Genomic DNA, 25,266 nt, shown 5'->3' with positions numbered 1-25,266 from the left:
GGTCCTTATGCCTTGGGCAGGGAAAGTCGAAACACGGTGCGGCCGGGGCGGCTGTCCACGCGGACCAGCGCGCCATGGTCGGTGATGATCTTGCTGACCAGCGCCAGGCCCAGCCCGGTGCCGTTCTCGCGCCCCGAGACGAAGGGCTCGAAGACCTGGTCGGCGATGGCGGGGGGAAAGCCGGGGCCGTTGTCCTCGATCTCGATCTGCAGGGGCAGCGGGCGGCCGGTCGGGTCCTCCGCGTCCGGCGGCAGCCGCAGCGTGTGGTCATAGAAGCTGCGCAGCCGGATCATCCCGCCCGCCTTGCTGGCCAGCGCCTCGGCCGCGTTCTTCACAAGGTTCAGGCAGACCTGCATCAGCTGGTCGGGATCGGCCAGCGCCATGGGCAGCGACGGGTCGTAGTCGGTGACGATCGCCACGTCGCACGCGAATCCCACCGCGGCCGAGCGGCGCACCTGCTCCAGCACGTCATGCAGGTTCAGCGCCCCTAGCCGGGGCGCCGAGGTGTCGCCGAACCGTTCGACCTGGTCCAGCAGCGCCACGATCCGGCGCGATTCGCTGACGATCATCTCGGCCATCTCGCGGTCCTCGGGCGTGGCGTTCATCGCCATCAGCTGCGCGGCGCCGCGGATTCCGGCAAGGGGGTTCTTGATCTCGTGGGCCAGCATCTCGGCCATGCCGATGGCGCTGCGGGCGGCGCTGCGGATGTTGCGGCTTTGGCGCGCATTGTCCTCGGCCGGGACGATCAGCAGGCAGCAGGTACCCGGCCCGCCCGGCGTGGGCGCCGCATGCACGGCCGCCCGCCGCGCCTGGTGGCCGCCCGCGCGGTCGCCGATCTGAAAGCTGACCTCGGGCTGATAGAGGGCATCCTCGGCGTTGCGGACCCGCTCGACCAGGGGGCGCAGGCTGGGCTGGATGCGCAGCCGGGTGGCCATCTCGTCCTCGTCCAGCATCCGCCCCAGCAGTGAATTGCGCGACATGTTCAGCCAGATCTCGGCCGCGTCGTTCACCGCGGCCACGCGCCCCTGCCCGTCCAGGACCAGCGCGGGCAGCGGCAGCGCCTCCCAGCCGGGACCGGGGGCCGCCACGCGGAAGTCCGGGGGCCGGGCACAGCTCATGCGGCGATCTCTCCGGGGGCGTCGGCAAAGGCGCGGCGGATCAGCGCCACGGTCCGGGCCTGCGTCTCGGCGCGCAGCATCTCGGCCCGCAGGGGGGCGCCATTGGCCTCGGCGTACCAGCCCAGATGCTTGCGCGCCACGCGCAGCCCCAACTCCAGGCCATAAAAATCCAGCATGTCCTCGTAATGCTCCTCGACCAGGTCGGCCAGCGCCGCGCCCTGGGGGACCGCGGGGGCCGGGCAGTTCCACAGGTCATGGGCGATCCGCGCCAGCACCCAGGGCCGCCCCTGCGCGCCGCGCCCGACCATGACCGCATCGGCCCCCGATCCCGCCAGCGCCGCCCGCGCGCTGGCCGCGTCCACCACGTCGCCATTGGCGACCAGCGGCGGCCGGCCGAGCAGGTTCGCCACCGCGCGGATCGCGCCCCAATCCGCCACTCCCTTGTAGAACTGCGCCCGCGTCCGGCCATGCACGGTCAGCATCGCCACCCCCGCATCCCGCGCCCGCGCGGACAGGTCGGCGGCGTTCAGGCAATCCTCGTCCCAGCCAAGGCGCATCTTCAGCGTCACGGGCACCTGCACGGCGCCCACCACCGCCTCGATCAGCGACAGCGCGTGGTCCAGGTTGCGCATCAGCGCCGCGCCCGACAGCCCGCCGGTGACCTTCTTGGCGGGGCAGCCCATGTTGATGTCGATGACGCGCGCCCCCATGCCCTGGACGATGCGCGCGGTTTCGGCCATGGGCGCGGCCTCGCGGCCGGCGATCTGGACGCTGACGGGCAGCGCCCCCTCGGTCAGGGCCTTGGCGCGGATGGCCGCCCGGGTCGAGGGTCGCGGCGTCACCATCTCGGTCGAGGCGACCATCTCGGACACCATCAGCCCGGCGCCGAACCGCGCCACCGCCCGGCGGAAGGGCACGTCGGTGATCCCGGCCATCGGTGCCAGAAACACCGGCGGGCCAAGGGGCGTGTCGCCAAGCAGGATCGGGTCGGGCAAGTGCATATCATGTTCCTTCACCTTGGGGCGGTCCGCTCGCAAGAAGGGCAGAGGGCGCCCGGCCTGCCCATTTGAAGGGCGGGTTCCAGTTGCCTATAGTATAATCAGGCTGCGTAAATTTTCATCAGGCGTCGTGCGACCTCCTCCGCTGCAACCGCGGGGCGATCCACGGGCGGGCATGGCGGTGCCGGCCCCGTCGTGCTTGGATGGCGCAGCAAGCGCAAGGGGGTGCCATGTTCCTGTCGGTCTTTGATCTGTTCAAGCTGGGCGTGGGGCCGTCATCCTCGCACACGATGGGCCCGATGGTGGGGGCGTCGCGGTTCCTGGACATGCTGCGCCAGCAGCCGTTCCAGGCGCAGGGGCTGCGCGCCAGCCTGCACGGCAGCCTGGCCTTTACCGGCAAGGGCCATGCCACCGACCGCGCCACGATCCTGGGGCTTGCGGGCTTCGTCCCGGCCAGCATCGACATGGATGCGGCCGAGGCCGCCCTGGCCCAGAACCGCCAGACGCGCCAGTTGACGCCGCCGGGCCTCGGGCCGCTGGCCTTCGATCCCGATCGCGACCTGCGCTTTGACTATGACACCGTCCTGCCTGGCCATGCCAATGGCATGACCCTGTCGGCCACCGATGCGCAGGGCGACGTGATCCTTCAGCAGGTCTTCTATTCGATCGGGGGCGGCTTCGTGATGACGGACGAGGAACTGGCCCGCGGCCGGGACGAGGACCGCAGCGACGCCTCGAACAGCGTGCCCTTTCCCTTTGCCACCGCCGACCAGATGCTGGCCATGGCCGAGGCCTCGGGCAAGTCGATCGCCCGCATGAAGGAGGAGAACGAGCTGTGCTTCCGCTCTCCTCCCGAACTGCAGCAGGGGCTGACGCGGATCTGGTCCGCCATGCGCGACTGCATGGATCGGGGGCTGGCGGCGGAGGGCACGCTGCCGGGCGGGCTGAACGTCCGCCGCCGCGCGCGCGGCATCCATGAAAAGCTGCTGGCCGAACGCGGCATGAACCTGACCGCGCCGCATGTGATCAACGACTGGATGTCGATCTATGCCATGGCGGTCAATGAGGAGAACGCGGCCGGCGGCGCGGTCGTCACCGCCCCCACCAACGGCGCGGCCGGCACGGTGCCCGCCGTCATCCGCTATTGGCTGGACCATGTGCCCGGCGCGTCCGAGCGGCTGCTGCCCGATTTCCTGCTGACGGCGGCGGCGGTGGGCGGGCTGATCAAGCACAACGCCTCCATCTCGGGCGCGGAATGCGGCTGCCAGGCCGAGGTCGGCAGCGCCAGCGCCATGGCGGCGGCGGGCCTGGCCGCGGTGCTGGGCGGAACGCCCCGCCAGATCGAGAACGCCGCCGAGATCGCGCTGGAACATCACCTGGGCATGACCTGCGACCCGGTGCGCGGGCTGGTCCAGGTGCCCTGCATCGAGCGGAACGGGCTGGGCGCGATCAAGGCGGTCAGCGCCGCCAGCTTGGCGCTGCGCGGGGACGGCAGCCATATCGTGCCGCTGGACGCCGCCATCGAGACCATGCGCCAGACCGGCCGCGACATGTCCGAGAAGTACAAGGAAACCTCGCTTGGCGGGCTGGCCGTCAACGTCCCGAACTGCTGAGGGTCAGGGCGTCAGCCGCCCGCGCAGCCCGTAATGCAGGCCGTCCTCCAGATATTCGGTCTGCCCTTCGCCGTCGAAATAGGCGGGGACGATGGCATTGACCAGCTTGGACCCAAAGCCCTCGTGCTCGGGCGCGACGACGCCGGGCCCGCCGCTTTCGCGCCAGTCCAGCTGGAAATCATTGCCCTCCACCGACCACCACAGGTCGACGGCGCCCTCGGGAACCGACAGGGCCCCGTACTTGGCCGCATTGGTGGCCAGTTCGTACAGCGCCAGCGAAACACCGACCGCCTGCTGCGAACTGAGCGGCACCGAGGGGCCGCTGAGGCGGATGCGATCGCTGCCGTCCAGATGGGCGCCGATGGCCTGGGACGTCACCTCGGTGATGTCGGCGCAGTGGCCGAGCCCCATGAACAGCCCCTGCGAGCGGGCAAGGGCCATGATGCGCGCGGCGACGCTGTCGCGCGCCTCCTCGATGCTGCCGGCGGTGCGCAGGCTGGAGGTCACGACGGTGGAGGTGACCGACAGGATGTTCTTGACCCGGTGCAGCAGTTCCTGCTGCATGATCTGCTGGTTGCGCCGCGACATGACCACCGGCGTCACCTCGACCGTGACCGCCATCAGCCCTGCCACCCGGCCCTCATCGTCGTAGAGGGGGTTGTAGCTGAAGGTCCAGTAGGTCTCCTCCTCGAACCCGTTGCGGGTCATGACCAGGCGCATTTCCTCGGAATAGGTGCCGCGTCCGGACAGTGCCTCGTCGACCAGGGGCCGCACCTCGTCCCAGACATCGGCCCAGATCCGGCGGAAGGGCTGACCCAGCGCCCGCGCCTCCCTGCGGCCCAGGGCGGGGGCGTAGGCATCATTGTAGAGCATGATCAGTTCGGGACCCCAGAACATGCAGACGGCATGGCGCTGCCCCAGCATGATGCGCACGGCCGTCAACATCGAGACGGGCCAGCCCTCGATCGGACCCAGGGGCGTTCGCGCCCAATCGAAGCTGCCGATCGCCTGCGCCATCCGCCCGTCTGCCCAGGAGAACTCGGCCGCCCTCTCGGTTTCATCGGCGTGGGGGCGAGGGCGCGCGGGCGATGTCATGGGTCTCATCATGAGGGAGATCTGTTCAGGTTCAACCTCTCCGGCTTTTCCCTTCAATACAACTTGGAAAACCGCATAGCGGTATATTAGGTGCATCAAATAAACAAATATCATTCGGCTTGCGTCGCAGCTCCGTCCTCGGCAGCGCAGGCGGGGGTCTGCATGGGCCCGGCCGCGTCCGGGCGAAGCGCTTGCCCGCGGGGCGTGTGGTTGGTAACGCTGGTCGCACAGTGATCCCGACCGCACCAGAAGGCCAAAGCCACATGCCCCCGCGTCTGTCCCCGCGCTTCGCGCTTCTTGCGCTGATGACCCTTCCCCTGGCCGCCTGCGACAGCGCAGCCATGACCGACCTGCGCCGCAACATCGGCCTTGATGCCGCGGAGGCGGAGCCGCAGGTTCCCGAAGGCCCGCGGCCCCCGGCCGTCTCGCCCCTTGTCCAGCCGATCGAGACCGGCGGCGCGCCCCCCAAGCCCGTGCCCACGGTCGAGCCCGTGACCTATCGCAACACCGCCTTCACCGCCCGCGGGAACGAGCCCTTCTGGAGCGTCGACATCGCCGGCAACACGGCCACCTATCGCACGCCCGAGAACCAGGAGGGGCGGCAGATCCAGGTCAACCGCCTGACCTTCGACAGCGGCGTGGAATATATCGGCGTGCTGAACGGCCAGCCCTTCGTCGTGAACCTCCGCGCCGCCCGGTGCCGGGACAGCATGTCGGGCAAGCGCTTTCCGTTGACCGCCCGCCTGACAGTCAGCGGCCAGACCACCGCCGGCTGCGGCGCCCCCGCCGAGCCCGCACCTGCACCCGCACCAGCGGCGACATTGGAAACGCCGGCGACGCCCGCCGGCTGATCCCGCCCGGCGCGGTCACGACCTCGTGTCTCGATCCGCGCCGGAAAGCCTGCCACTTCGAGGGGCACGCCCCTACCCCCGGATCACCCGCCTGCCGAAAGGAAGCCCGCCGATGCGCCGATCGCGCCTTATCCGCCAGCTGATGGCAACCGCCCTGCCGATCACCCTGGTCATGGGCTCGGGCAGCGGCACCGCCACCGCGGACCCGCTGCTGGGGCGCACGATGTCCACCTACGGCCTGCCCGGCGGGATTGACACGCCGACGGCGGAAACCCTGCCCGACGGCACCCTGGGCGCGACGCTGTCCTGGTCGGACTATGCCCGGCGCGGCAACATCTTCTTCCAGGCGCTGCCGGGCCTGACCGGGGTGCTGCGCTATGCCCGCGTCGAAGGCATCAACGACTTCCGCAACGAAGATTTCATCTCGGACCGCTCGCTGGACCTGCGCTACCAGGTGCTGGGCGAAGACGGCTGGCGCCCCGCGGTCGCGATCGGCGTCCAGGATTTCCTGGGAACGGGGGTCTATTCGGGGGAATACATCGTGGCCACGCGGTCGGTGACGCCAAGCGTCCGGGTCAGCGCGGGCCTGGGCTGGGGCGTGCTGGCCGGCAAGCCGCGCGTCATCGACATCAACGACAATGGCGGCACGGCGAATGTGGACCAGCTGTTCAGCGGCGGCGTCAAGCCCTTCGGCTCGGTCAGCTGGCAGGTGAACGACAAGCTGAACCTGGTCGCGGAATATTCCCAGGACCGCTACCTGGCCCGCTACAGCAACGGCCGTGAGTTCCAGCAGGGCGAGGAACCCGGCAGCAAGCTGAACCTGGCCGCGAACTATCAGATCGGCCGCAACTATTCGGCCGGGATCTATGCCATCGGCGGCGAGACGATCGGCGCGCAGGTGACCGTCGCCCTGAACCCGCGCGAGGCGGCCTATCCGTCGGGACTGGAAAAGGCCCCCGCGCCGGTGCGTCCCCGCCCCTCCCCCGCGGCCGATCCCGAAGGCTGGTCCGGCGCCTGGTCCCAGGACCCGACGGCGCAACCCGCGATCCAAAAGGCGCTTGGGGACGCGATGGCCAAGGAGGGCCAGCGGCTGGAAGCCATGGCCCTGAGCGCAAACCGCGCCGAGGTGCGGCTGCGCAACCTGCGCTACATCAACCAGGCCGAGGCCATCGGACGGACGGCGCGGCTGATGACCCGCGCGCTGCCGCCTTCGGTCGAGACCTTCGTGATCACATCGACCACCGACGGGATGCCCACCTCCTCGGTCACCCTGCGCCGCTCGGATGTGGAGCGGCTGGAGAACACCGATGCCGCCCGGATCGCGGCCGCGGCCAGCCTGGCCGATGCCGCGCCCGGCGCGCCCGGTCTGGTGGCCACGGACGGGATCTATCCGCGCTTCCGCTGGTCGGTGAGGCCCTACCTGGACCTGGGCATCTTCAGCGCAGAGGACGGGCTGACCCACGAGGTCGGCGCCGAGGCGCGCGCCAGCTATGAGATCATGCCGGGCCTGGTCGCCACCGGGGCGCTGCGCCAGCGGGCCTTCGGCGATATCGGCCAGCGCGGTCCTGCGATCGGTCTGCCCGGCACGCGCGGTGAATATTACACGCCCGAGGAATACGAGGCCGATCCCAGCCTGGAGACAACCCCTGAGGGCGTGCCGCGGGTGCGGTCGGACACGCGGATGTATACCGGCAATTCCAGCCCGGTGATCCCCGAGGCGACCCTGGCCTGGTATGCCAAGCCCTCATCGACGGTCTATACCCGCATCACGGTCGGCCTGCTGGAGCGGTCCTTCGGCGGCGTCTCCGCCGAGGCGCTGTGGAAGCCCGCCAATTCCCAGCTGGCCTTCGGCGCCGAGGTGAACCGCGTCAGAAAGCGCGACTTTGACCAGCTGTTCGACTTCCGCGACTACGAGGTCACGACGGGCCATGTCTCGGCCTATTACGAGTTCACCGAAGGCTTCACGGCCCAGCTGGACCTGGGCAAGTACCTGGCCGGCGACGTGGGCGCCACGGTGACCCTGGCCCGCGAATTCGCCAATGGCTGGCAGGTCGGCGCCTATGCGACCAAGACCGACCTCAGCGCCGATGAATTCGGCGAGGGCAGCTTTGACAAGGGCATCACGCTGTCGATCCCGATCGGCTGGGCCACGGGCCAGCCCTCGCGGGACCGGGTGTCCACCAACCTGCGGTCGCTGTCGCGGGATGGCGGGGCGCGTCTGAACGTGAACGGCCGGCTTTACGACCGGGTGCGCGACAGCCACACGGTCGATCTTTACGAAGGCTGGGGGAGGTTCTGGCGATGAACGGCATGGTCAAGATCACGCTGGCGGCGTCGCTGCTGGCCGCTTTGTCCGCCTGCGGCAACAGTTCGGCCGACGAGGGCGGCGCAGGCCCCTTGGCGATCCTGGCGCAGACGGCGACGCAGGCCGTCGCGGCGCGCCGCGCGCCCGAGGCCCCCGCCGCCCCCGCCCGGTCGCCCCAGGATGCCGTGGCCGAGGCACTGCGGGTCAATCAGGGCCCGCTGATACAGGCCGGCTTCGAAAACCTGGGGCGCAGCCAGATCATGGCGATGACCGGCCAGAATGGCGCCATGCGCACCTATATGACGCCGTCGGAGGAGGCGCTGATCCTGCGCAACGGGCTGCTGGTGGGCACGCGCGGCCTGGGCAACGACCTGTCGGTGGCCGAGCCGCAGCTGGAATCGGCGATCCGCGCCGGCGCGTCGGGCAGCGGCAGCCGCGTCATGCGCTATTATTCGGGCGATGGGCTGGAACGCCCGCTGCAGTTCGATTGCCGGACGGCGCCCGGCCCCAATGCCGGCGTGCTGGTGGAAAGCTGCGAAGGCCACGGCATCAGCTTCCAGAACAACTACATGGTGCAGGGCGGCGGCATCCCGGTGTCGCGGCAGTGGATCGGGCCGGCCCTGGGCTATGTCACCATCCAGACCCTCCGCCCCTGAGGCACCCCCCCTTCCGACACCAAAAAACCGGCCCTTTGCGGCCGGTTTTTTCATGCCCCTGAAGGGTGGCCCCGAAACGGAAAAGGGCCGGCCAATGGCCAGCCCTTTGAAAACGGACCCTCGAGGTGATCCGCTTTGATATCAGCTGTCGTCGTCGTCCGAAGCAACGGCGGCGATGACGCCCAGCAGCAGCAGGGCCGGAACCACCAGGCCAGCGTTGGTCGAGGCGGCTTGCTCTTCAACAACAACCGGTTCAACTTCAACGACGGGGGCGACGTAGCCACCGGCCAGAGCCGAGGTGGCGGTCAGGCCGAGAGCGGCAGCGAAAGTAGCGAATTTGGTCATGATCATGCTCCGTTTCGATTGAAAGCTGCCGTTTCCGGCAACATCGCTGCGACAGTTACACAATCCCGGCGGGTTGAAAAGCTGCATTGAATCAAATCCGCCGAGGGGTCGAGGGCACTGTTGCATATTGGCCAACACGCTCGAACCGGCTTCGTTCCCCCGCCTCCGAAGGCCTTGGGGACATGTGGCAAATCGGCACTAGGCGCGCCGGATCGCCTGCGACAGAAGGAAAAAAACGGCTGCCGCCGCGACGATGGAGGGACCGGCCGGCGTGTCGAGCCGCAGGCTGGACCACAGCCCCGCCAGCACCGATGCGGCGGCCACCAGCGCCGCGCCCAAGGCCATCCGCTCGGGCGTGCGGGCCCATCCGCGGGCGGCGGCGGCGGGCACGATCAGCAGGGCCGAAATCAGCAGCGATCCGACCACTCGAATCGCCAGGGCGACCACCACGGCCAGGGACAGGGACAGGATCAGCCGCTCGGTCCGCGGATCGATGCCCGCGGCCATGGCCAGCTCCTCGTTCAGGCTGGAGGTGACCAGCCGCTGCCAGCGCAGCACCAGCAGGCCCAGCACCAGCAGCGATCCCGTCCAGATCAGCACCAGATCGGACCTGCCGACCGCAAGGATATCACCGAACAGGTAGCCGCTAAGATCGGTGCGCGCGGCCGGCACGAAGCTGATCGCCACCAGCCCGAAGGCCAGGGCGGAATGGGACAGCACGCCCAGCATCGTGTCCATGGCCTGCCCCCGCGACACCAGCGCCGAGACGAGGCAGGCCATGGCCGCCGCCACCGCCAGCGTCCCGGCATAGATCGAGATGTCGAAGGCCAAGGCCAGCGCCACCCCCAGGATCGCGGCATGGGCGGTGGAATCACCGAAATAGGCCATGCGACGCCAGACTACGAAGCTGCCCAAAGGGCCGACCACCAAGGCCAGCCCAAGCCCCGCCAGCACGGCGCGCATGAAGAAATCGTCTAGCATGGAGAAATCCTTGGGGCGACGCGTCAGGGCGTACCGGAGATTGCAGAGGACGGGCGGTGGTCATGGCCGCAGCCGGGGCCATGCGCATGGGCAGGCACGGCCGACATGTGGTCATGATCATGGTCATGCTTGTGCCGATAGAGCGCCAGCGTGCCCTCGGCATCGGCACCGAACAGCGCCAGGTATTCGGGCGCGCCGCTGACATGCTGAGGCGTCCCCTCGCAGCAGACATGCCCGTTCAGGCAGACCACCCGGTCCGATGACCGCATCACCACCAGCAGGTCATGGCTGACCATCAGGATCGCCGCGCCCGTCTCGCGGCGCACGTCCTCGATCAGCTTGTAGAAGGCGACGATGCCCGGCTGGTCCAGACCCTGCGTCGGCTCGTCCAGGACCAGCATGTGCGGCCGGCTCAGCAGCGCGCGCGCCAGCAGCACCCGCTGGAACTGCCCTCCCGACAGCTGCGTCAGCTGCCGCGGCCCCAGGCCCGGCACACCGGTGCGCGACAGGGCGGTCTCGGCCTCGGCATCGGTCACGCGGCGCGGCAGCGACAGAAAGCGGCGGACGGTCATCGGGATGGCCGTGTCCAGCTGCACCCGCTGCGGCACATAGCCGATCCGCAGGCCCTTTCGCCGCGTCACCCGCCCCGAGGCCGGTGGCAGATGTCCCAGCAGCGCCCGGATCAGCGATGACTTGCCCGAACCGTTGGGGCCCACGACGGTCACGATCTCTCCGGGCAGGATGCGAAAGTCGATCCGAGTCAGAACCGGCTCGGACGTGCCGGGGCGGTGGATGGTAAGGCCTTGCGATTCGATCAGCGCGCTCATGCCGTGCCGTCCCGCTCGCCTTCGGCGGCGCAGGTGGCGCAGGTGGCGCAGAGGCCCAAGGCCTCGATCGTCACCCGCTCGACCCGGAACCCGCCCTGCCCGGCCACCTCGCTCAGGGTGTCGCGCACGGGGGCGGCCGCGGCCTCGGCCACCTTGTCGCAGCTGCGGCAGATCAGGAAGGCCGGGTGGTGGTCATGGCCCGGATGCAGGCAGGCCGCAAAGGCGTTCAGCCGCTGCAGGCGATGCGCCAGCCCGTGCTGGACCAGGAATTCCAGCGCACGATAGGCCACGGGCGGCTGGCGCCCGAATCCCTCGGCCGCAAGGCGGTCCAGCACCTCATAGGCGCCCATGGCGCGGTGGCTTTCCAACAGGATCTCCAGCGTGCGCCGCCGCACCGGGGTCAGGCGGGCGCCCTGCTCGGCCAGGCGCTCGGCCGCCTCGTCCAGGACGCGGTGCGCGCATTCCCGGTGGTCATGCGGCGCAAAGGTCGCGGCGATCTGGTCATCGGTCTGGGGCACGGTCGTCCTTCACGCCAAGGCGTTACTTTATTACATCCGGGTTGACTTGTTATCCTGTAACACAGAGAACCCGGTCATCGCAACAAACCCCAAGGAGTCCCCGATGCAACGCTCTGCCTGCGCCGCAGCGATCCTCTGGCTGGCCGCCAGCCCTGCCCTTGCCGTGCCCAGCGTGGTTGCGGATCTGGTGCCGACGGGCGCCCTTGTCCAGGACGTGATGGGCGATCTGGGCGATGTCCGCGTGCTGCTGCCGGGGGGCGCCAGCGCGCATCACTATCAAATGCGCCCGTCGGATGCGCAGGCGCTGCAATCGGCGGATCTTGTCTTCTGGATGGGTCCGTCGCTGACCCCTTGGCTGGCCCGCGCCACCGGGAACATCGACGACGAGGCTCAGGTCCGCCTGCTGGAGTTGCCGGGCCTGACCCTGCGCGGCTATGCGGGCGCGGAGAACCACGACGAGCACGACGCAGAGGCGCATGACGATCACGGTCACGAGGATCAGGGGCACGAGGATGACGGCCACGGCGATCACGGGCACGACCATGGTCACGACAGCCATGATGAGGCCGCCGAGGATCATGCCGACCACAGCCATGCCGGCATCGATCCCCATGCCTGGCTGGACCCGGACAATGCCGCCGTCTGGCTGACGGCCATCGCCGCCGCCCTGTCCCGCGAAGACCCCGAGAACGCCGCCACCTACCAGGCCAATGCCGATGCCGCGGCCGCGCGCATCGCGGCGCTGGACGCCACGCTCGGCGCACGTCTCGCGCCGCATGCGGATCAGCGCTTTGTCGTCTTCCATGACGCCTATGGTTATTTCACCGACCATTTCGGGTTGCAGCCGGCAGTGCCTGTGTCCCTGGGCGATGCATCGACCCCCTCGGCGGCGCGGATCGGGCAGGTCCGCAGCCAGATCATCGAATCGGGGGCGGTCTGCGCCTTTCCGGAATACGCGCATGACCCGGTCCTGATCGACACGGTGATCGAGGGCAGCAACGTCAGGCTGGGCGGCGAACTGAGCCCCGAAGGCGGAACGCTGGAGCATGGCATCGGCCAGTACGGCCGCCTGCTGACCAATATGGCCGAGACCCTCATCGGGTGCTTCGAGGCGGAATGACACCGGTCGCAGGGGCCTTTCCAGCCCCTGCCCCGCGGGAAAACAACAAAATATGCGGGCGACGCAAAAACCTGACTATTTTACTTTGACAAACCCGAACGAATTTGTCAGCTTTGCCTCATCACCAGCGCCATCCCTAAGAGGCTGATCATGACCGCAACGCGCCCTTCTGATTTCACCCGCCCCGGAACCTCGATCCTGGCCCGGCTTCCGCAGCATGATGCGACGCAGCTGACCCAAGGCGGCAACCAGGCCCTGATCGTCCTGGACGAACAGGTCTATCAGCTGCGCATCACCCGCGCCGGCAAGCTGATCCTGACAAAATAGGCCTTTAGGGCGTCCCTTGCCGCAAATGAAAAGGCCGGACCCTTCGGGGATCCGGCCTTTCCTGTTCGTCAGCCCCGCGGCGTGCGCGGCTTGCCGCCGGGCTTGCCGCCCGGACGCGGGCCGCCACCCGCAGGACGATCGCCGCGCGGGCCAAAGCCCTTGCCGCCGCCTGCCGGGCGCGGCTTGCCCTGGAACTTGCCGCCGCCCTCGCCGCGGGGACCCGCGAAGGGCTTGCGATCGCCCTCGGCTCCCTCGCCACGCGGTTTGCCATAGGCGGGACGGCCACCGGCGGACCCTTCGGCACGCGGCTTGCCGTAAGGCTTGCGATCGCCCTCGGCTCCCTCGGCGCGCGGCTTGCCATAGGCGGGACGGCCACCTGCAGCCCCTTCGGCACGCGGCTTGCCGTAAGGCTTGCGGTTTCCCTCGGCTCCCTCGGCGCGCGGCTTGCCGTAGGCGGGACGGCCACCTGCAGCCCCTTCGGCACGCGGCTTACCATAAGGCTTGCGATCGCCGTCGGCTCCCTCGGCGCGCGGCTTGCCATAGGCGGGACGGCCACCGGCAGCCCCTTCAGTACGCGGCTTACCATAAGACTTGCGGTCGCCCTCGGCTCCCTCGGCGCGCGGCTTGCCATAGGGCTTGCGCACCTCGCCCGGCTTGCCGGCAAAGCGCGGCGGACGCGCATCGTCGCCCTGCCCGCCGCCGAACCGGCGCCCCTCGGCGGCGTCGCTTTTCTTCCAGCGCGGCTTGTCCTCGAAGGACCGGGGACGATCGCCACCCCCGTCGCCCAGCTTGCCCTGCGGGCGCGGGCGGTCGCCGGGCTGGGCCGACTTGGCGCCCCAGCTGCGGGCAGGACGCTCGCCACGCGCCTCGTCGCGCGCCCCCTCATGCGGCGGCCGCGACGGCCGGTCGCCAAAGCTGCGCCCGCCGGGTTTGGCGGCGAAAGGACGGCCACCCGCCTCGCCCCGATCCTCGCGGCGCGGGCCCCGCGCACCCTCGGCGCCGCGCGGGCGCATCTCGCGCGGCTTCTCGTCGACCTCTCCGGTCAGCAACCCGCCCAGCTGGTCGCGCAGCACCTTGCGCTTGACCTCGGTCACCTGGTTCTTCTCCATGCCGGTCAGCTTGAAGGGACCATAGCCGATGCGGATCAGGCGGTTCACCTGCAGGCCCACATGCGCCATCGCACGGCGGATCTCGCGGTTCTTGCCCTCGCGGATGCCGACGCTGATCCAGGCATTCGCCCCCTGCTGGCTGTCCAGCTTGATCTCCATGGGCGAGAAATCCTCGCCCTCGATGGTCACGCCCCGGCGCAGCGGGTCAAAGGTCATGTCCGACGGCGTGCCGTTCACCCGCACCCGATAGCGCCGCAGCCAGCCCGTCGCGGGCAGCTCCAGACGGCGCTTCAGCTCTCCGTCATTGGTCAACAGCAGCAGGCCTTCGGAATTGAGGTCAAGCCGGCCCACGGTCATCACGCGGGGCATGTCGCGCGGCAGCGCGTCAAAGACCGTCTGGCGGCCCAGCTCGTCGTTCTCCGACGTGATCAGGCCCAGGGGCTTGTAATACAGCCACAGCCGCGTCTCCTGCGGCTCGTCCAGCTTCTTGCCGTCGACGGTGATCCGGTCGGTCGGCAGGACGTCCAGCGCGGGGCTGTCGATCTTCTTGCCGTTCACGCTGACGCGGCCCTCGACGATCATCCGCTCGGCCTCGCGGCGGCTGGCGACGCCGGCCCGGGCCATCACCTTGGCGATGCGGTCGGCATCGGTGCGCGGGGCGGATTGGGGGGTCTTGCGGTCGGGGGTCTGGTTGTCGGTCATGCGCATCTCCTTCGCATCGCTGCGGGGCAAAGAGGGTTCCCTACGCTCTTCCCCGTCACGTGGAAAGCCTTTCTTGCGCCCGCCCGTTCCTGTTGCCACAAGGCGGGGCATGTCCGCCTTCATCTCCCATATGCCGCAGGCCCTGGCCGAGGCCCGCGCCGCCGCCCGGCGCGGCGAGGTGCCGGTGGGCGCCGTGGTGACCGACCCGCAGGGCCGCGTCGTGGCCGCCGCCGGCAACCGCACGCGCGAATTCAGCGACCCCACCGCCCATGCCGAGATCCTGGCGATCCGCGCCGCCTGCGCGGCCCTGGGGTCCGAGCGGCTGCCGGGCCACGACCTGTGGGTCACACTGGAGCCCTGCCCCATGTGCGCCGCGGCGATCTCGGCCGCGCGGATCGGCCGGCTCTATTACGGTGCGCCCGATGCGCGGATGGGCGGGGTGGCGCATGGGGCCCGCGTCTTCGACCATGCGCAATGCCATCACCGGCCGCAAGTTTATGACGGGCTGTCGGCCGGACCCGCGCGGGCGCTGCTGCAGGAGTTCTTTGCCGCGCGCCGATGACGCCCCGGCCTTGAACCCGCCAGCCGACCTGCTTATACAGGTCGTGCGCGGGTGTTGTGTAATGGTAAGACCCTAGCCTTCCAAGCTAGAGACACGGGTTCGATTCCCGTCACCCGCTCCAACTTTCCCCAGATGCCCGATTCGCGCGGAACAACATTCCGCCCTGTTCGTTGCCCTGTCACACAGACAGGAGACCATCATGCTCAAGTTCTTCGGCAGCGTTGCAGGAATCATCTTCATCATCGGCCTGCTGGTCGTGATCGGCATCCTGTCGCTGATCTTCTGACGCAGTCCTGCGGCCGAACTGGGCCGGGGGGCCGTTGCAGCCCCCCGATCTGATGGCGGGTTTTCAGCCGCGCAGGGTCCCGCCGGTCGCCTTCTGGACCTTCTCGACCACCTTGCGGGCCACCGCTTCGATCTCGGCATCGGTCAGGGTCTTGTCGCGCGGCTGCATCCGGACCGAGATCGCGACGGATTTCTGCCCGCCTTCTATCCCCGTGAACTGGTCAAAGACCGAGACGCTCTGGATCAGCGCCTTGTCTGCCCCGGCAGCGGCATTCACCAAGGTCAGCGCCTCGACCTGCGGATCCACCACAAAGGCGAAATCACGTTCCACAGCCTGCAGTTCGGACAGGTCCAGCGCCGGGCGCGTGGGCGCCTTGGCCTTGGGGAAGGGCACGGCGGCCAGCTGGATGGTAAAGCCGACAGCCGGCCCCTTCACGTCCATCTGGCGCAGCACCTTCGGGTGGATCTCTCCAAAGGTTGCCAGCAGGTTGGGTCCCAGCGCGATGTTTCCCGCGCGGCCGGGATGCCACCAAGCCTCCAGCTTGCGGTTGATCTGGGCCTTGGCCGGTGCGCCGATCGCCTGCAGGATCGCCTCGGCGTCGGCCTTGGCGTCATAGAGGTCGACCTTGCGGCGGCTGCCGAACGGGTCGCGCGGCGCGATCTGGCCCACCAGCAGCCCGCTGATGCGGACCGCCTGTTCGCCCGGTTCGCCGCCCGAAAAGACCGGCCCCAGTTCGAACAGCGCCAGGTCTGCAAAACCGCGCGCCTGGTTGCGCGCCGCCGCCTGCAGCAGGCCGGGCAGCAGGTCGGGACGCAGATGCGACATCTCGCTGCTGATCGGGTTCTCGACCCGCACCGCATCCGCGCCGCCACCGAACAACGCGGCCGAGGCCTGATCAATAAAACTGTAAGTGACGCATTCATTATAGCCAAGTGCCGCCGCCATGCGCCGCGCGGTCTTTTCGCGGACCTGCAGCGGCGTCAGTACGGGCTGCGGCACGCCGGGTTGCGGGCGCGGCAGCGGCTTGCCCTGCAGCTTGGTCAGGCTGGCGATGCGGGCGATTTCCTCGACCAGATCGGCCTCGCCCAAAACGTCGGGGCGCCAGGACGGCACATGCGCCATGTCGCCCTCCAGCCGGAAGCCCAATGCCTCCAGCGTGGCGCGCTGATCGGCGTCCGCAATGTCCATGCCGACCAGGCGGCTGGTCCGCTGCGGGTCCAGGCGATAGGCGCGGCCGGTGTCGGGCAGCGCCCCGGCGGTCACCACCTCTGACGCCTCGCCACCGCACAGGTCCATCACCATGCGCGTGGCCAGTTCCAGTCCCGGCAGGGTGAAGGATGGGTCGATGCCGCGTTCGAACCGATAGCGCGCATCGCTGTTGATCTTCAGCGCGCGGCCGGTGGCGGCGGTGCTGATCGGGTCGAAATAAGCCGCCTCGATGAAGACGTCATGGGTCTCCTCGGACGCACCCGAGGCCGCGCCGCCCATGACCCCCGCGATGCTTTCGGGACCGTGGTCGTCGCAGATCACCACTGCGCCTTCGGGCAGGGCATAGGTCTTGTCGTCCAGCGCCACCAGCTCCTCGCCCGCCCAGGCGCCGCGCAAGGTCAGGTTGCCCGTGACCTTGGCCGCGTCAAAGACGTGCAGCGGCCGGTTCAGGTCGAAGGTGAAGAAATTGGTGATGTCCACCAGTGCGTTGATCGGGCGCAGACCGATGGCACGCAGCCGCTTTTGCAGCCAGGCGGGCGACGGGCCGTTCGTCACGCCCCGCACCACGCGGCCGGCAAAGAACGGCGCCTTGGCGGCCACGCCATCGTCGATGGTCACGCCCACCGGGCAGGCGAAGGTGCCGGGCACGGGGTCCACCGTCACCGGCTTCAGCACGCCCAGGCCGCGCGCGGCCAAGTCCCGGGCGATGCCGTGCACGCCCAGGGCGTCGGGACGGTTCGGGGTGATCTTGATATGGATCATCGGGTCGATCTTCTCGGGCGCGTTCTGCGCCAGCCAGTCGACAAAGCGCTGACCGACCTCACCCGAGGGCAGCTCGATGATGCCGTCATGCTCTTCGGACAGTTCCAGCTCACGTTCGCTGGCCATCATGCCGTGGCTTTCGATGCCGCGGATCTTGCCCACGCCAAGCATGGTGTCGATGCCGGGAACATAGTCGCCGGGCTTGGCCAGCACGACCGTGATGCCCGCGCGTGCATTGGGGGCGCCGCAGACGATCTGCTTTTCGCCCTCATCCGTCATCACCCGGCAGACGCGCAGGCGGTCCGCGTCGGGATGGGGCTGCGCATCCTCGATCCGCGCCAGGGTGAAGGTTCCCAGCTTGGCCGCGGGGTCCGCAACCTCCTCGACCTCCAGGCCCAGGTCGGTCAGCGCCTCGGCGATCTGGTCGATGGTGGCGGTGGTCTCAAGATGCTCTTTGAGCCAGGACAGGGTGAACTTCATGGCGATCGGCTTTCCGGGTCCGGCCCGCTCGGGCAAGGGCGGGGATGGGTTTGCTGCCTTGAAGCGCGCAGCGGGCCAAGGGTCAAGCCGCAACCGCGAATTTTGCCCCTTTCGGCGCCCCCCGGTCGACTTGCCGTCCGGTCGCCGCCTGTCGGTGATCCTCGTGTGTCACTTCCTCTGCCCCTTTGGTCGCTTGGCGTGATGTGGGGCTGGCCCGGGGCGCGTCCACCGCTTGCGCGCGCTGGTGTTACGTGGGTCGGGGCGGGACACCTTGCGTGGGGCGTGCGGGTTCCTATCTGTAGGGGGTCGGGCCAGAGGGGCCGGGCGCATGAGACAGGAGCCTGACGGATGGATACGCAGCGGGAATTGCTGATCGAGCAGCGCGTCGCGAACGAGGCGAAATCGCCGCTGGTCGCCTATCTGCTGCTGATCTTCCTGTGGGGCTTTGGCGTCCACCGCATGTATCTGGGCCGCTGGATGAGCGGTCTGTTGATGCTGGCCATCTGGGCGGTCGGCTGGCTGCTGACCCCGGTGCTGATCGGCTGGCCCGCCGTGGGGTTTGTCGCTGTCTGGTGCGTGATCGACCTGTTCCTGATCCCCGGGATGATCGAGGCGGATCGGGAGGATATCCGACGGCGGTTGCGGTGAATTCTTCGGCAATTAACCGAATTTTGATCCTTGGGTGATCTTTGACAGAAGGTGTGGGTGGGTCGACAGTGCCTGCCTGTGTCTTTGATCGGAGATTTTACCATGGCCTTGGATACCCAACAGCAAATTCTTAGGCTCAGGACTCGTTCTTGATCACAGCCAAAATAGGACGGTTGCGGCCAATGCTATTGCGGAGAGGTATGTCTCCGGGCACCTGTCGTAACGCGTGGCGACACGTCTCCAGTCTTTCAGCCGCCCGAACATGATCTCGATGCGATTGCGCCTTCTGTAGCGGCGCTTGTCGTATTTCACGGTTTTCTTGCGCAACTTCCGGCTAGGGATACAGGCTTTTATCCCTCTGTCCTGCAACGCTTTTCGCAGCCAGTCAGCATCATAGCCTCGGTCCGCCAAGAACCAATCAGCCTGCGGCAGGCCGTCCAGAAGCGCCGCTGCGCCGGTGTAGTCGCTGACCTGTCCTGCCGACATGAAGAACCGGATAGGTCTGCCTTTCGCATCGGTGACGGCGTGCAGCTTGGTGTTCATGCCGCCTTTCGTTCGACCAATCTGGCGACTGCGCCCCCCTTTTTGGCCCGCAGGCTGCAAGCCGTGCGATGCGCCTTCAGATAGGTTGCATCGATCATGATTGTCTTCGGATCGGTGCTCTCGGCGGCCAGGCCGACCATGATCCGGGCGAAGACCCCGTTGTCACTCCAGCGCTTCCAGCGATTATAAAGCGTCTTGGCAGGTCCATATTCACTCGGCGCATCGCACCATCTCAAACCATTGCGATTGATGAAGATAATGCCGCTCAGCACCCGCAGATCGTCAACTCGGGGACGGCCATGGCTCTTGGGGAAGTAGGGGCGAAGGCGCGCCATCTGCGCCTCGGTCAGCCAGAACAGGTTGCTCATCGATCAGGTCTCCTTGCGGCGGCCTGAATCACGCAAAGGGCGTAAAATCAATGGGTCTGGAGCCTATAGAACAACGCGTCACAAATGATGCGAAATCCCCCGTCGTTGCCTATCTTCTGCTTGTGTTTCTGGGCGGCTTTGGTGCCCATCGGTTTTATCTTGGCAAGTCAGGCACGGCAGCCACCATGCTGATCCTTTGGGTCTTGGGCTGGTTGACCTTCATCCTTGGGATCGGCCTGATCATGCTGGCGATCGTGGGCATCTGGGCCTTCGTCGATCTTTTCCTGATTCCGGGTCTGGTTCGTGAAAACCAGCAGGCCCTGCGCCAGAAGCTTGCCTTGGAGATGGGGGCTTATCCTGACCCCACCGCACCAGCGGCCGCTTTGGCTCCCGTCACACCGGCAATCGCGGGCTGAGACATGGTCCTGCTGCCCGAGGAACCCCGGGCAGCAGTCTGGATCAGCGGCTGAGACCGCCACTCACACTCGGCACATCCCCTGCTGCAAAGCCGTAGTGCCGCAGCCAGCGCAGGTCGCTCTCAAAGAAGGCGCGCAGGTCGGGGATGCCGTATTTCAGCATCGCGATGCGGTCGATGCCCATGCCGAAGGCAAAGCCCTGCCACTGGTCGGGGTCGATGCCGCCGGCGCGCAGGACGTGGGGGTGGACCATGCCGGAGCCCAGGATCTCCAGCCAGGAATTGCCCTCGCCGATCTTCAGCTGGCCGCCTTCCCAGGAACAGCGGATGTCGACCTCGGCTGAGGGTTCGGTGAAGGGGAAATGCGACGCGCGGAAACGCAGCTCGACGGACGGCACCTCGAAGAAGGCGCGGCAGAATTCCTCCAGCGTCCATTTCAGATGCGCCATGCTGATGTCGCGGTCGATGGCCAGGCCCTCGATCTGGTGGAACATCGGCGTGTGCGTCTGGTCCATGTCCATGCGATAGACGCGGCCCGGCGCGATGACGCGGATCGGCGCGCCCTGATCCTGCATGGCGCGGATCTGGACGGGCGAGGTATGGGTGCGCAGGACGTGCGGGGGTCGGTCGTCGCCGGGCGCGCGGTGCATGAAGAAGGTGTCGTGCTCCTGGCGCGCGGGATGTTCGGGGGCGATGTTCAGCGCGTCGAAATTGTACCAGTCGCTTTCGACCTGCGGGCCTTCGGCCACGGCGAACCCCATGTCGGCAAAGATCGCGGTGACCTCGTCGGTGACCTGGCTGATCGGGTGGATGCTGCCCTGGCGGCGCGGGCGGCCCGGCAGGGTCACGTCCAGCCATTCGTCCCTGAGGCGCGCGTCCAGCGCCGCATCCTCCAGCGACAGCTTGCGGGCGCGCAGCGCGGCGTCGATCTCGTCGCGGATCTGGTTCAGGGCCTTGCCGGTGGTCTGGCGTTCCTCGGGCGTCATGCGGCCCAATTCACGCATCTTCAGGCTGATCTCGCCCTTCTTGCCCAGGGCGGCCAGGCGGACCTCCTCAATGGCGGCGGGGTCGGTGGCGGCGGTGATGCGGTCCAGCCATTGCTGGCGCAGCGGGGTCAGATCATCCATGGCGGGCCTCGTGTCAGAACTTGGCCTCGCGTTAGCATGGGCGGGCGCGCGGGGAAAGACCGCGCGCCCGCCCCAGTTCAGGCGGCGGTCATTTCCAGATGTCGCGGTTCACGCCCGGCGCGATGCAGGGGTGGCGGCCGATGTGGAACTGCGGCTCGATCCCGGCGCGGCGCTGGCTGAGATAGTCGGCGGTGACCTTGGCCACCGTGCCCGACAGCGCCACGATGGCGATGAGGTTGATCGTGGCCATCAGGCCCATGCTGGCATCGGCGAAGTTGAAGACAGTCGACACGGCCTGCAGCGACCCCCAGACGACCATGCCGAGCGCCGCCAGGCGCAGCACCATGATGCCGGGCTTGCCCGCCCCCAGAAAGACCAGCGCGTTTTCGGCATAGCTGTAATTGCCGATGATCGAGGTGAAGGCGAAGAAGAAGATCGCCACGGCGACGAAGATGTGGCCGAATTCGCCAAAATGGTCGCTGAGCGCGGCCTGGGTCAGGTTGACCCCGGTCAGATCGGCCGAGGGGATGACGTCCGCCAGCAGGATCATGACGGCGGTGGCGGTGCAGACCAGGATCGTGTCGATGAAGACGCCCAGCGCCTGGACAAACCCCTGGGACGAGGGGTGGTGCGGGTTCGGGACCGCGACGGCCGCGATGTTGGGGGCCGAGCCCATGCCGGCCTCGTTCGAGAAGAGGCCGCGCTTGATGCCGTTCAGCATGGCGGCCATGACGCCGCCGGTGACGCCGCCCACGGCCTCCTGCAGGCCGAAGGCGCTGCGGATGATGCCCAGCAGGATGGCCGGCACCTCGGTGATGTTCAGGGCCAGAACAACGACCGCGGCCAGCAGGTAGAGGCCCGCCATGACCGGCACGACCAGCTGCGCGGTGCGGGCGATCTGGGGGATGCCGCCGAAGATGATGACGCCCGACAGCGCCGCCACGGCCAGCCCCACAAGGCCCGCGTCGATGCCAAAGGCGCCCTCGACCGCCTGGGCAATGGAATTGGCCTGGACGGCGTTGAACACCAGGCCAAAGGCGATGATCAGCGCGACGGCGAAAAGGCCCGCTAGCCAGCGCAGACCCAGCCCACGCGAGATGTAATAGGCCGGGCCGCCGCGATACATGCCGTCGGGGCCATGAATTTTGTAAAGCTGCGCCAGCGTGGATTCGGCATAGGCCGTGGCCATGCCCACCAGCGCCACCATCCACATCCAGAAGATCGCGCCCGGGCCGCCCAGGACCAGCGCCACCGCGACGCCCGCGATGTTGCCGGTGCCCACGCGGCTGGCCAACGACACGGCCAGCGCCTGAAAGGGCGTGATGCCGTCGCGGTCGGTCACGCCCGAGCCGCGCACGCAGCGCCACATCTCGGCAAAACGGAGGAACTGCAGCAGGCCCAGCCGCAGGGTGAAGTAGATGCCGACGGCCAGCAGACCGTAGATCAGCACATAGCCCCAGAAGATGGTGTTCAGAAAGTCGATGATCGCGGTCATAGCCTACTCCGCTGCCTGTTCAGACGGCAGTCTGTAACAGCCCCGTGAGCAGCCGCAACCCTTGCGGCTCAGTCGCCGCGCGGCCGCACGGTCAGCCAGACGCCACCTTCGGGGCGCAGGGTCAGGATCATGCGGGGCTGGGGATCGCGGCCCGGCACCCGGTCAAAGCGGAAGCGGGCCAGCAGCGTGGCGAGGATGATCACCGCCTCCTGCAGGGCAAAGCTGGAGCCGATGCAGATGCGGGGGCCGGCGCCGAAGGGCAGGAAGGCATAGCGGTCGGGCGCCGTCAGGAAGCGGTCGGGATCGAAGGCATCGGGACGGTGCCAGAGCTGGTGGTGGCGGTGCAGCGCATAGATCGGCAGCATCACCGTGTCGCCGGGCCGCACCTCGCGCCCGCAGAGCCGATCATGCGCAAGGGCTGTGCGCGACAGGAAGGCGGCGGGCGGGTAAAGACGCAGCGCCTCGTTCACGATGCGCAGGATCAGGGGCAGCCCGCCGAAATCGGCGGCAGTGGCGGCGCGGTCGCTCAAAGGCGGCGCGGGCTTCGTCGGCGGCGGCCTGCTGGACGTCCTGGTCAAAGGCGCACAGGTACAGCGCCCAGGCCAAGGTCAGGGCGGTCGTCTCGTGCCCCGCCACGATGAAGGTCAGGAGGTTGTCCCGCAGCTCATCCCGGTTCATGCGGCGGCCGGTCTCGGGGTCCTGCGCCACCAGCAGCAGGTCCAGAAGGTCGGGCGGGCCGTCCTTGGCGGCGGCGCGGGCGCGGGCGGCGATGGCCTGGTCGGCCATGCCCTTCATCCGCCGGAGACCGGGACCCGAGAAGAGCCGCCCCGGACGCGGAAGCCAGGCGGGCAGCCCCATCACGTCCAGAAGCGAGACCTTGGCCGCTTGGGCGATATAGGCATCGATCGAGCTGTGGACCGCGTCCCGGTCAAAGGTCCCGTCGCCCGAGAAGGTCACGTCCGAGATCACCTCGAAGGTCGCGGCCACCGTTTCCTCGAAGAGGTTCACCGGACCCCGCGCCGCTGCCAGACGGCGGCAGGAGGCCTCGGCTGCGGCGGTCATGACCGGGCCCAGCCCGTCCACGTGGCGCTGCGCAAAGGCCGGGGCGGCGGCACGGCGCTGCCAGCGCCAATGCGCGCCCTCGGCCACGAACAGGCTGTCGCCGATGGCCGGGTTCAGGATCAGCTTGGTGGTGGTGGATTTCGGGTAATCCTCGACCCGATCCTTGAGGATGTGGCGCAGGGCCCCCGGGTCCATGACCATGTGCCAGCGCAGCCCGGTCTTGCCCGAGACGATGGGCTGGCGCGTGGCGATGGCGGGGATCAGCTCCAGCACGTTGCGGCGCGCGGTCATGGCGGTGCCCCAGAGGCCCAGCGGCCGGACGGCCAGCGGCACCTTGGCAGGATCGGCTGAGGGCGGGTCGAACATGCGGACGGCCTTTCGACGAGGTCCTGGACCGTCCCATGGTGGCCCAGGCCGGCGGCACACCGCAAGGCGCGGCGATGTCGCGGGCCCCATGAAAAAGGCCCCGCCGCAGCGGAGCCCCGTTCATCGACAGGCCAAGCAGGATCAGATGTCGTTGCCCAGCTTGCCCTTGACGGTGCCGGTCACGTCCTGGACGTCGCCCTTGGCCTTCTGGGCCTTGCCCTCGGCCTGCAGGCGGTCGTTGTCGGTCATGTCGCCCACGGCGTCCTTGACCGAGCCTGCGGTCTTGTTGGCGGCGGCTTTCAGCTTGTCGGTCATCTCGCCCATGAAAGGCTCCTTTCGGTGTTGTCTTGTTCATCATGACAACCCGTCGGGCGGGCATTCGTTCCCTTGCGGGGGCCCCAACGACAAAGGCCCGCCCCCTTTCGGGAGCGGGCCTTCGCGGAGCAACAGGTCTGCGCGATCAGGCGGCGGCCTTGGCCTGGGCGACGATCGCACCGAAGGCTTCGGGCTCGTTCACGGCCAGGTCGGCCAGCACCTTGCGGTCAACCTCGATGCCGGCTTTCGACAGCAGGTTGATGAAGCGCGAATAGGTCATTTCGGCATCAACCAGGCGGACGGCGGCGTTGATGCGCTGGATCCACAGGGCGCGGAAGTTGCGCTTGCGGTTCTTGCGGTCGCGGGTCGCGTACTGGTTGGCCTTGTCGACGGCCTGGGTGGCGGTGCGGAAGTTCCGCGAACGGGCGCCGTAATAGCCCTTGGCTTGCTCAAGGACCTTCTTGTGGCGGGCGTGGGTGACCTTGCCGGATTTAACTCGTGCCATTGTTCAGTCCTCGGATCAGCGGTTGTAGGGCATGTATTTCTTGACGATCTTGGCATCCGCGTCAGACATGACGGTGGTGCCGCGTGCGTCGCGAATGAACTTGGTCGTGCGCTTGATCATGCCGTGGCGCTTGCCGGCCTGGCCGGATTTCACCTTGCCCGAGGCCGTGAACGAGAACCGCTTCTTGGCAGCGGATTTGGTCTTCATCTTCGGCATTTTCGTCTCCTTCATCAGAGTGAACGCGCGACTCGGCAATGCCACATGGGCCGGCCGCACGGATCGGAAGCGCGCCGTATAGGCGGGCGCGCGGCGATTGGCAAGGGCTCAGCGCGTTTCCGCGTCGCCCGTGACACTGCCCAGCGCGGCGGGAATGTCGCCGGGCCGGAAGGGTTCGGGATCCAGCATGGCGCCCGCGAACAGCGCCAGGATGCCGGCGATCAGGCAGATTACCGCCGCTCGCGGTGCCCGCGTCTGCATCAGTTGGATCACTGCCAGCACCACCGAGAGGATGCAAAGCGCGACGCCCAGCACCAGAAGTAAATCGGACATGACTGCCAC

At 68.2% G+C, this 25,266-nt stretch carries 26 protein-coding genes, 1 tRNA gene and 1 pseudogene; 11 read left to right on the top strand and 17 right to left on the bottom strand.

The window, feature by feature from the left end:
* Positions 1-5: 5 nt before the first annotated feature.
* Positions 6-1,118 carry a two-component system sensor histidine kinase NtrB gene (locus ACZ2G3_RS03210; RefSeq protein WP_470397610.1) on the bottom strand — a complete coding sequence of 371 codons (1,113 nt, stop codon included), beginning with the start codon at positions 1,116-1,118 and terminating at the stop codon, positions 6-8.
* Positions 1,115-2,119, bottom strand: coding sequence for a tRNA dihydrouridine synthase DusB (dusB, locus tag ACZ2G3_RS03205; RefSeq protein ID WP_470397608.1), 1,005 nt, complete (start codon positions 2,117-2,119; stop codon positions 1,115-1,117). The genes ACZ2G3_RS03210 and dusB overlap by 4 nt, the downstream gene beginning before the upstream one ends.
* A 227-nt stretch (positions 2,120-2,346) precedes the next feature.
* On the opposite strand from dusB, the gene ACZ2G3_RS03200 reads away from it, so the two are divergent.
* Positions 2,347-3,729, top strand: a complete 1,383-nt coding sequence (locus ACZ2G3_RS03200) for an L-serine ammonia-lyase (RefSeq protein ID WP_470397606.1) — start codon at positions 2,347-2,349, stop codon at positions 3,727-3,729.
* 3 nt (positions 3,730-3,732) lie between these two features.
* Here the strand turns inward: ACZ2G3_RS03200 and ACZ2G3_RS03195 are convergent, their stop codons facing one another.
* Entirely contained in the window at positions 3,733-4,824 is a 1,092-nt protein-coding gene (locus ACZ2G3_RS03195) for a sensor histidine kinase (protein ID WP_470397604.1), read from the bottom strand.
* A 263-nt stretch (positions 4,825-5,087) separates the two neighbouring features.
* Between ACZ2G3_RS03195 and ACZ2G3_RS03190 the strand changes: the two genes are divergently transcribed.
* The 3 genes from ACZ2G3_RS03190 (at position 5,088) to ACZ2G3_RS03180 (ending at position 8,636) form a co-directional block, all read left to right on the top strand.
* Complete coding sequence (locus ACZ2G3_RS03190) at positions 5,088-5,675, top strand: hypothetical protein (protein WP_470397602.1); 588 nt, start codon at positions 5,088-5,090, stop codon at positions 5,673-5,675.
* 112 nt (positions 5,676-5,787) lie between these two features.
* Complete coding sequence (locus ACZ2G3_RS03185) at positions 5,788-7,980, top strand: YjbH domain-containing protein (protein ID WP_470397600.1); 2,193 nt, start codon at positions 5,788-5,790, stop codon at positions 7,978-7,980.
* On the top strand, positions 7,977-8,636 hold the full coding sequence (locus ACZ2G3_RS03180; RefSeq protein ID WP_470397598.1) for a YjbF family lipoprotein: 660 nt from the start codon (positions 7,977-7,979) through the stop codon (positions 8,634-8,636). Before ACZ2G3_RS03185 ends, ACZ2G3_RS03180 begins: the two co-directional genes overlap by 4 nt.
* Positions 8,637-8,777: 141 nt before the next feature.
* On the opposite strand, the gene ACZ2G3_RS03175 is transcribed toward ACZ2G3_RS03180, so the two are convergent.
* The 4 genes from ACZ2G3_RS03175 to ACZ2G3_RS03160 form a co-directional block, all read right to left on the bottom strand.
* A complete protein-coding gene (locus ACZ2G3_RS03175) occupies positions 8,778-8,987 on the bottom strand; it encodes a hypothetical protein (protein ID WP_419271185.1) in 210 nt (69 codons plus the stop codon).
* Between the two features lie 192 nt (positions 8,988-9,179).
* A complete protein-coding gene (locus ACZ2G3_RS03170; protein WP_419271186.1) occupies positions 9,180-9,962 on the bottom strand; it encodes a metal ABC transporter permease in 783 nt (260 codons plus the stop codon).
* Positions 9,963-9,985: 23 nt separating this feature from the next.
* Positions 9,986-10,789, bottom strand: coding sequence for a metal ABC transporter ATP-binding protein (locus tag ACZ2G3_RS03165; RefSeq protein ID WP_470397596.1), 804 nt, complete (start codon positions 10,787-10,789; stop codon positions 9,986-9,988).
* A complete protein-coding gene (locus ACZ2G3_RS03160) occupies positions 10,786-11,307 on the bottom strand; it encodes a Fur family transcriptional regulator (RefSeq protein ID WP_470397594.1) in 522 nt (173 codons plus the stop codon). The genes ACZ2G3_RS03165 and ACZ2G3_RS03160 overlap by 4 nt, the downstream gene beginning before the upstream one ends.
* A 103-nt stretch (positions 11,308-11,410) precedes the next feature.
* On the opposite strand from ACZ2G3_RS03160, the gene ACZ2G3_RS03155 reads away from it, so the two are divergent.
* The gene (locus ACZ2G3_RS03155) at positions 11,411-12,427 is read left to right on the top strand and encodes a zinc ABC transporter substrate-binding protein (RefSeq protein ID WP_470397592.1); all 1,017 of its coding nucleotides are present in this window, start codon (positions 11,411-11,413) and stop codon (positions 12,425-12,427) included.
* Between the two features lie 150 nt (positions 12,428-12,577).
* Positions 12,578-12,754 (top strand): hemin uptake protein HemP, encoded by a 177-nt coding sequence (gene hemP, locus ACZ2G3_RS03150; protein ID WP_111301680.1) that lies wholly within the window; start codon positions 12,578-12,580, stop codon positions 12,752-12,754.
* 68 nt (positions 12,755-12,822) lie between these two features.
* On the opposite strand, the gene ACZ2G3_RS03145 is transcribed toward hemP, so the two are convergent.
* The gene (locus ACZ2G3_RS03145; RefSeq protein ID WP_470397590.1) at positions 12,823-14,565 is read right to left on the bottom strand and encodes a pseudouridine synthase; all 1,743 of its coding nucleotides are present in this window, start codon (positions 14,563-14,565) and stop codon (positions 12,823-12,825) included.
* A gap of 109 nt (positions 14,566-14,674) precedes the next feature.
* On the opposite strand from ACZ2G3_RS03145, the gene ACZ2G3_RS03140 reads away from it, so the two are divergent.
* From ACZ2G3_RS03140 to ACZ2G3_RS03130, 3 genes are all read left to right on the top strand, one after another.
* Positions 14,675-15,127 (top strand): nucleoside deaminase, encoded by a 453-nt coding sequence (locus tag ACZ2G3_RS03140; protein ID WP_470397588.1) that lies wholly within the window; start codon positions 14,675-14,677, stop codon positions 15,125-15,127.
* 47 nt (positions 15,128-15,174) lie between these two features.
* Positions 15,175-15,248: transfer RNA gene (locus ACZ2G3_RS03135), tRNA-Gly, on the top strand.
* A gap of 78 nt (positions 15,249-15,326) precedes the next feature.
* A complete protein-coding gene (locus ACZ2G3_RS03130; RefSeq protein WP_458478739.1) occupies positions 15,327-15,413 on the top strand; it encodes a small membrane protein YohP in 87 nt (28 codons plus the stop codon).
* Positions 15,414-15,476: 63 nt separating this feature from the next.
* On the opposite strand, the gene pheT is transcribed toward ACZ2G3_RS03130, so the two are convergent.
* Complete coding sequence (gene pheT, locus ACZ2G3_RS03125) at positions 15,477-17,864, bottom strand: phenylalanine--tRNA ligase subunit beta (protein ID WP_470397586.1); 2,388 nt, start codon at positions 17,862-17,864, stop codon at positions 15,477-15,479.
* A 348-nt stretch (positions 17,865-18,212) separates the two neighbouring features.
* Here pheT and ACZ2G3_RS03120 point away from each other — a divergent pair, with 348 nt between their 5' ends.
* The gene (locus ACZ2G3_RS03120) at positions 18,213-18,512 is read left to right on the top strand and encodes a TM2 domain-containing protein (protein ID WP_470397585.1); all 300 of its coding nucleotides are present in this window, start codon (positions 18,213-18,215) and stop codon (positions 18,510-18,512) included.
* 153 nt (positions 18,513-18,665) lie between these two features.
* Here ACZ2G3_RS03120 and ACZ2G3_RS03115 read toward each other — a convergent pair.
* Positions 18,666-19,423, bottom strand: a protein-coding gene (locus ACZ2G3_RS03115) for an IS5 family transposase (protein ID WP_470395968.1) whose coding sequence is annotated in 2 segments (ribosomal slippage) — positions 18,666-19,102 and positions 19,102-19,423 — 759 coding nt in all. Because the reading frame shifts where the segments join, the coding sequence is not laid out codon by codon here.
* A gap of 50 nt (positions 19,424-19,473) precedes the next feature.
* On the opposite strand from ACZ2G3_RS03115, the gene ACZ2G3_RS03110 reads away from it, so the two are divergent.
* On the top strand, positions 19,474-19,839 hold the full coding sequence (locus ACZ2G3_RS03110) for a TM2 domain-containing protein (RefSeq protein ID WP_470397583.1): 366 nt from the start codon (positions 19,474-19,476) through the stop codon (positions 19,837-19,839).
* Between the two features lie 43 nt (positions 19,840-19,882).
* Here ACZ2G3_RS03110 and pheS read toward each other — a convergent pair whose 3' ends face one another.
* The 7 genes and pseudogenes from pheS to ACZ2G3_RS03075 form a co-directional block, all read right to left on the bottom strand.
* Positions 19,883-20,965, bottom strand: a complete 1,083-nt coding sequence (gene pheS, locus ACZ2G3_RS03105) for a phenylalanine--tRNA ligase subunit alpha (RefSeq protein ID WP_419271195.1) — start codon at positions 20,963-20,965, stop codon at positions 19,883-19,885.
* An 88-nt stretch (positions 20,966-21,053) separates the two neighbouring features.
* A complete protein-coding gene (locus tag ACZ2G3_RS03100; protein ID WP_470397580.1) occupies positions 21,054-22,460 on the bottom strand; it encodes an alanine/glycine:cation symporter family protein in 1,407 nt (468 codons plus the stop codon).
* A 68-nt stretch (positions 22,461-22,528) separates the two neighbouring features.
* Positions 22,529-23,888: pseudogene (locus tag ACZ2G3_RS03095) on the bottom strand (cytochrome P450).
* A gap of 141 nt (positions 23,889-24,029) precedes the next feature.
* On the bottom strand, positions 24,030-24,212 hold the full coding sequence (locus ACZ2G3_RS03090; RefSeq protein WP_470397579.1) for a CsbD family protein: 183 nt from the start codon (positions 24,210-24,212) through the stop codon (positions 24,030-24,032).
* Between the two features lie 136 nt (positions 24,213-24,348).
* Positions 24,349-24,708, bottom strand: a complete 360-nt coding sequence (rplT, locus tag ACZ2G3_RS03085) for a 50S ribosomal protein L20 (RefSeq protein WP_419271199.1) — start codon at positions 24,706-24,708, stop codon at positions 24,349-24,351.
* Between the two features lie 15 nt (positions 24,709-24,723).
* On the bottom strand, positions 24,724-24,924 hold the full coding sequence (rpmI, locus tag ACZ2G3_RS03080; RefSeq protein ID WP_119886767.1) for a 50S ribosomal protein L35: 201 nt from the start codon (positions 24,922-24,924) through the stop codon (positions 24,724-24,726).
* A gap of 108 nt (positions 24,925-25,032) precedes the next feature.
* Positions 25,033-25,257: a hypothetical protein gene (locus tag ACZ2G3_RS03075; RefSeq protein ID WP_470397576.1), complete on the bottom strand. Its 225-nt coding sequence runs from the start codon at positions 25,255-25,257 to the stop codon at positions 25,033-25,035.
* Between the last annotated feature and the right edge of the window lie 9 nt (positions 25,258-25,266).

The organism is Paracoccus sp. KKT209 (genome assembly GCF_055635455.1).
This window is presented reverse-complemented; position numbering and strand designations above follow the sequence as displayed.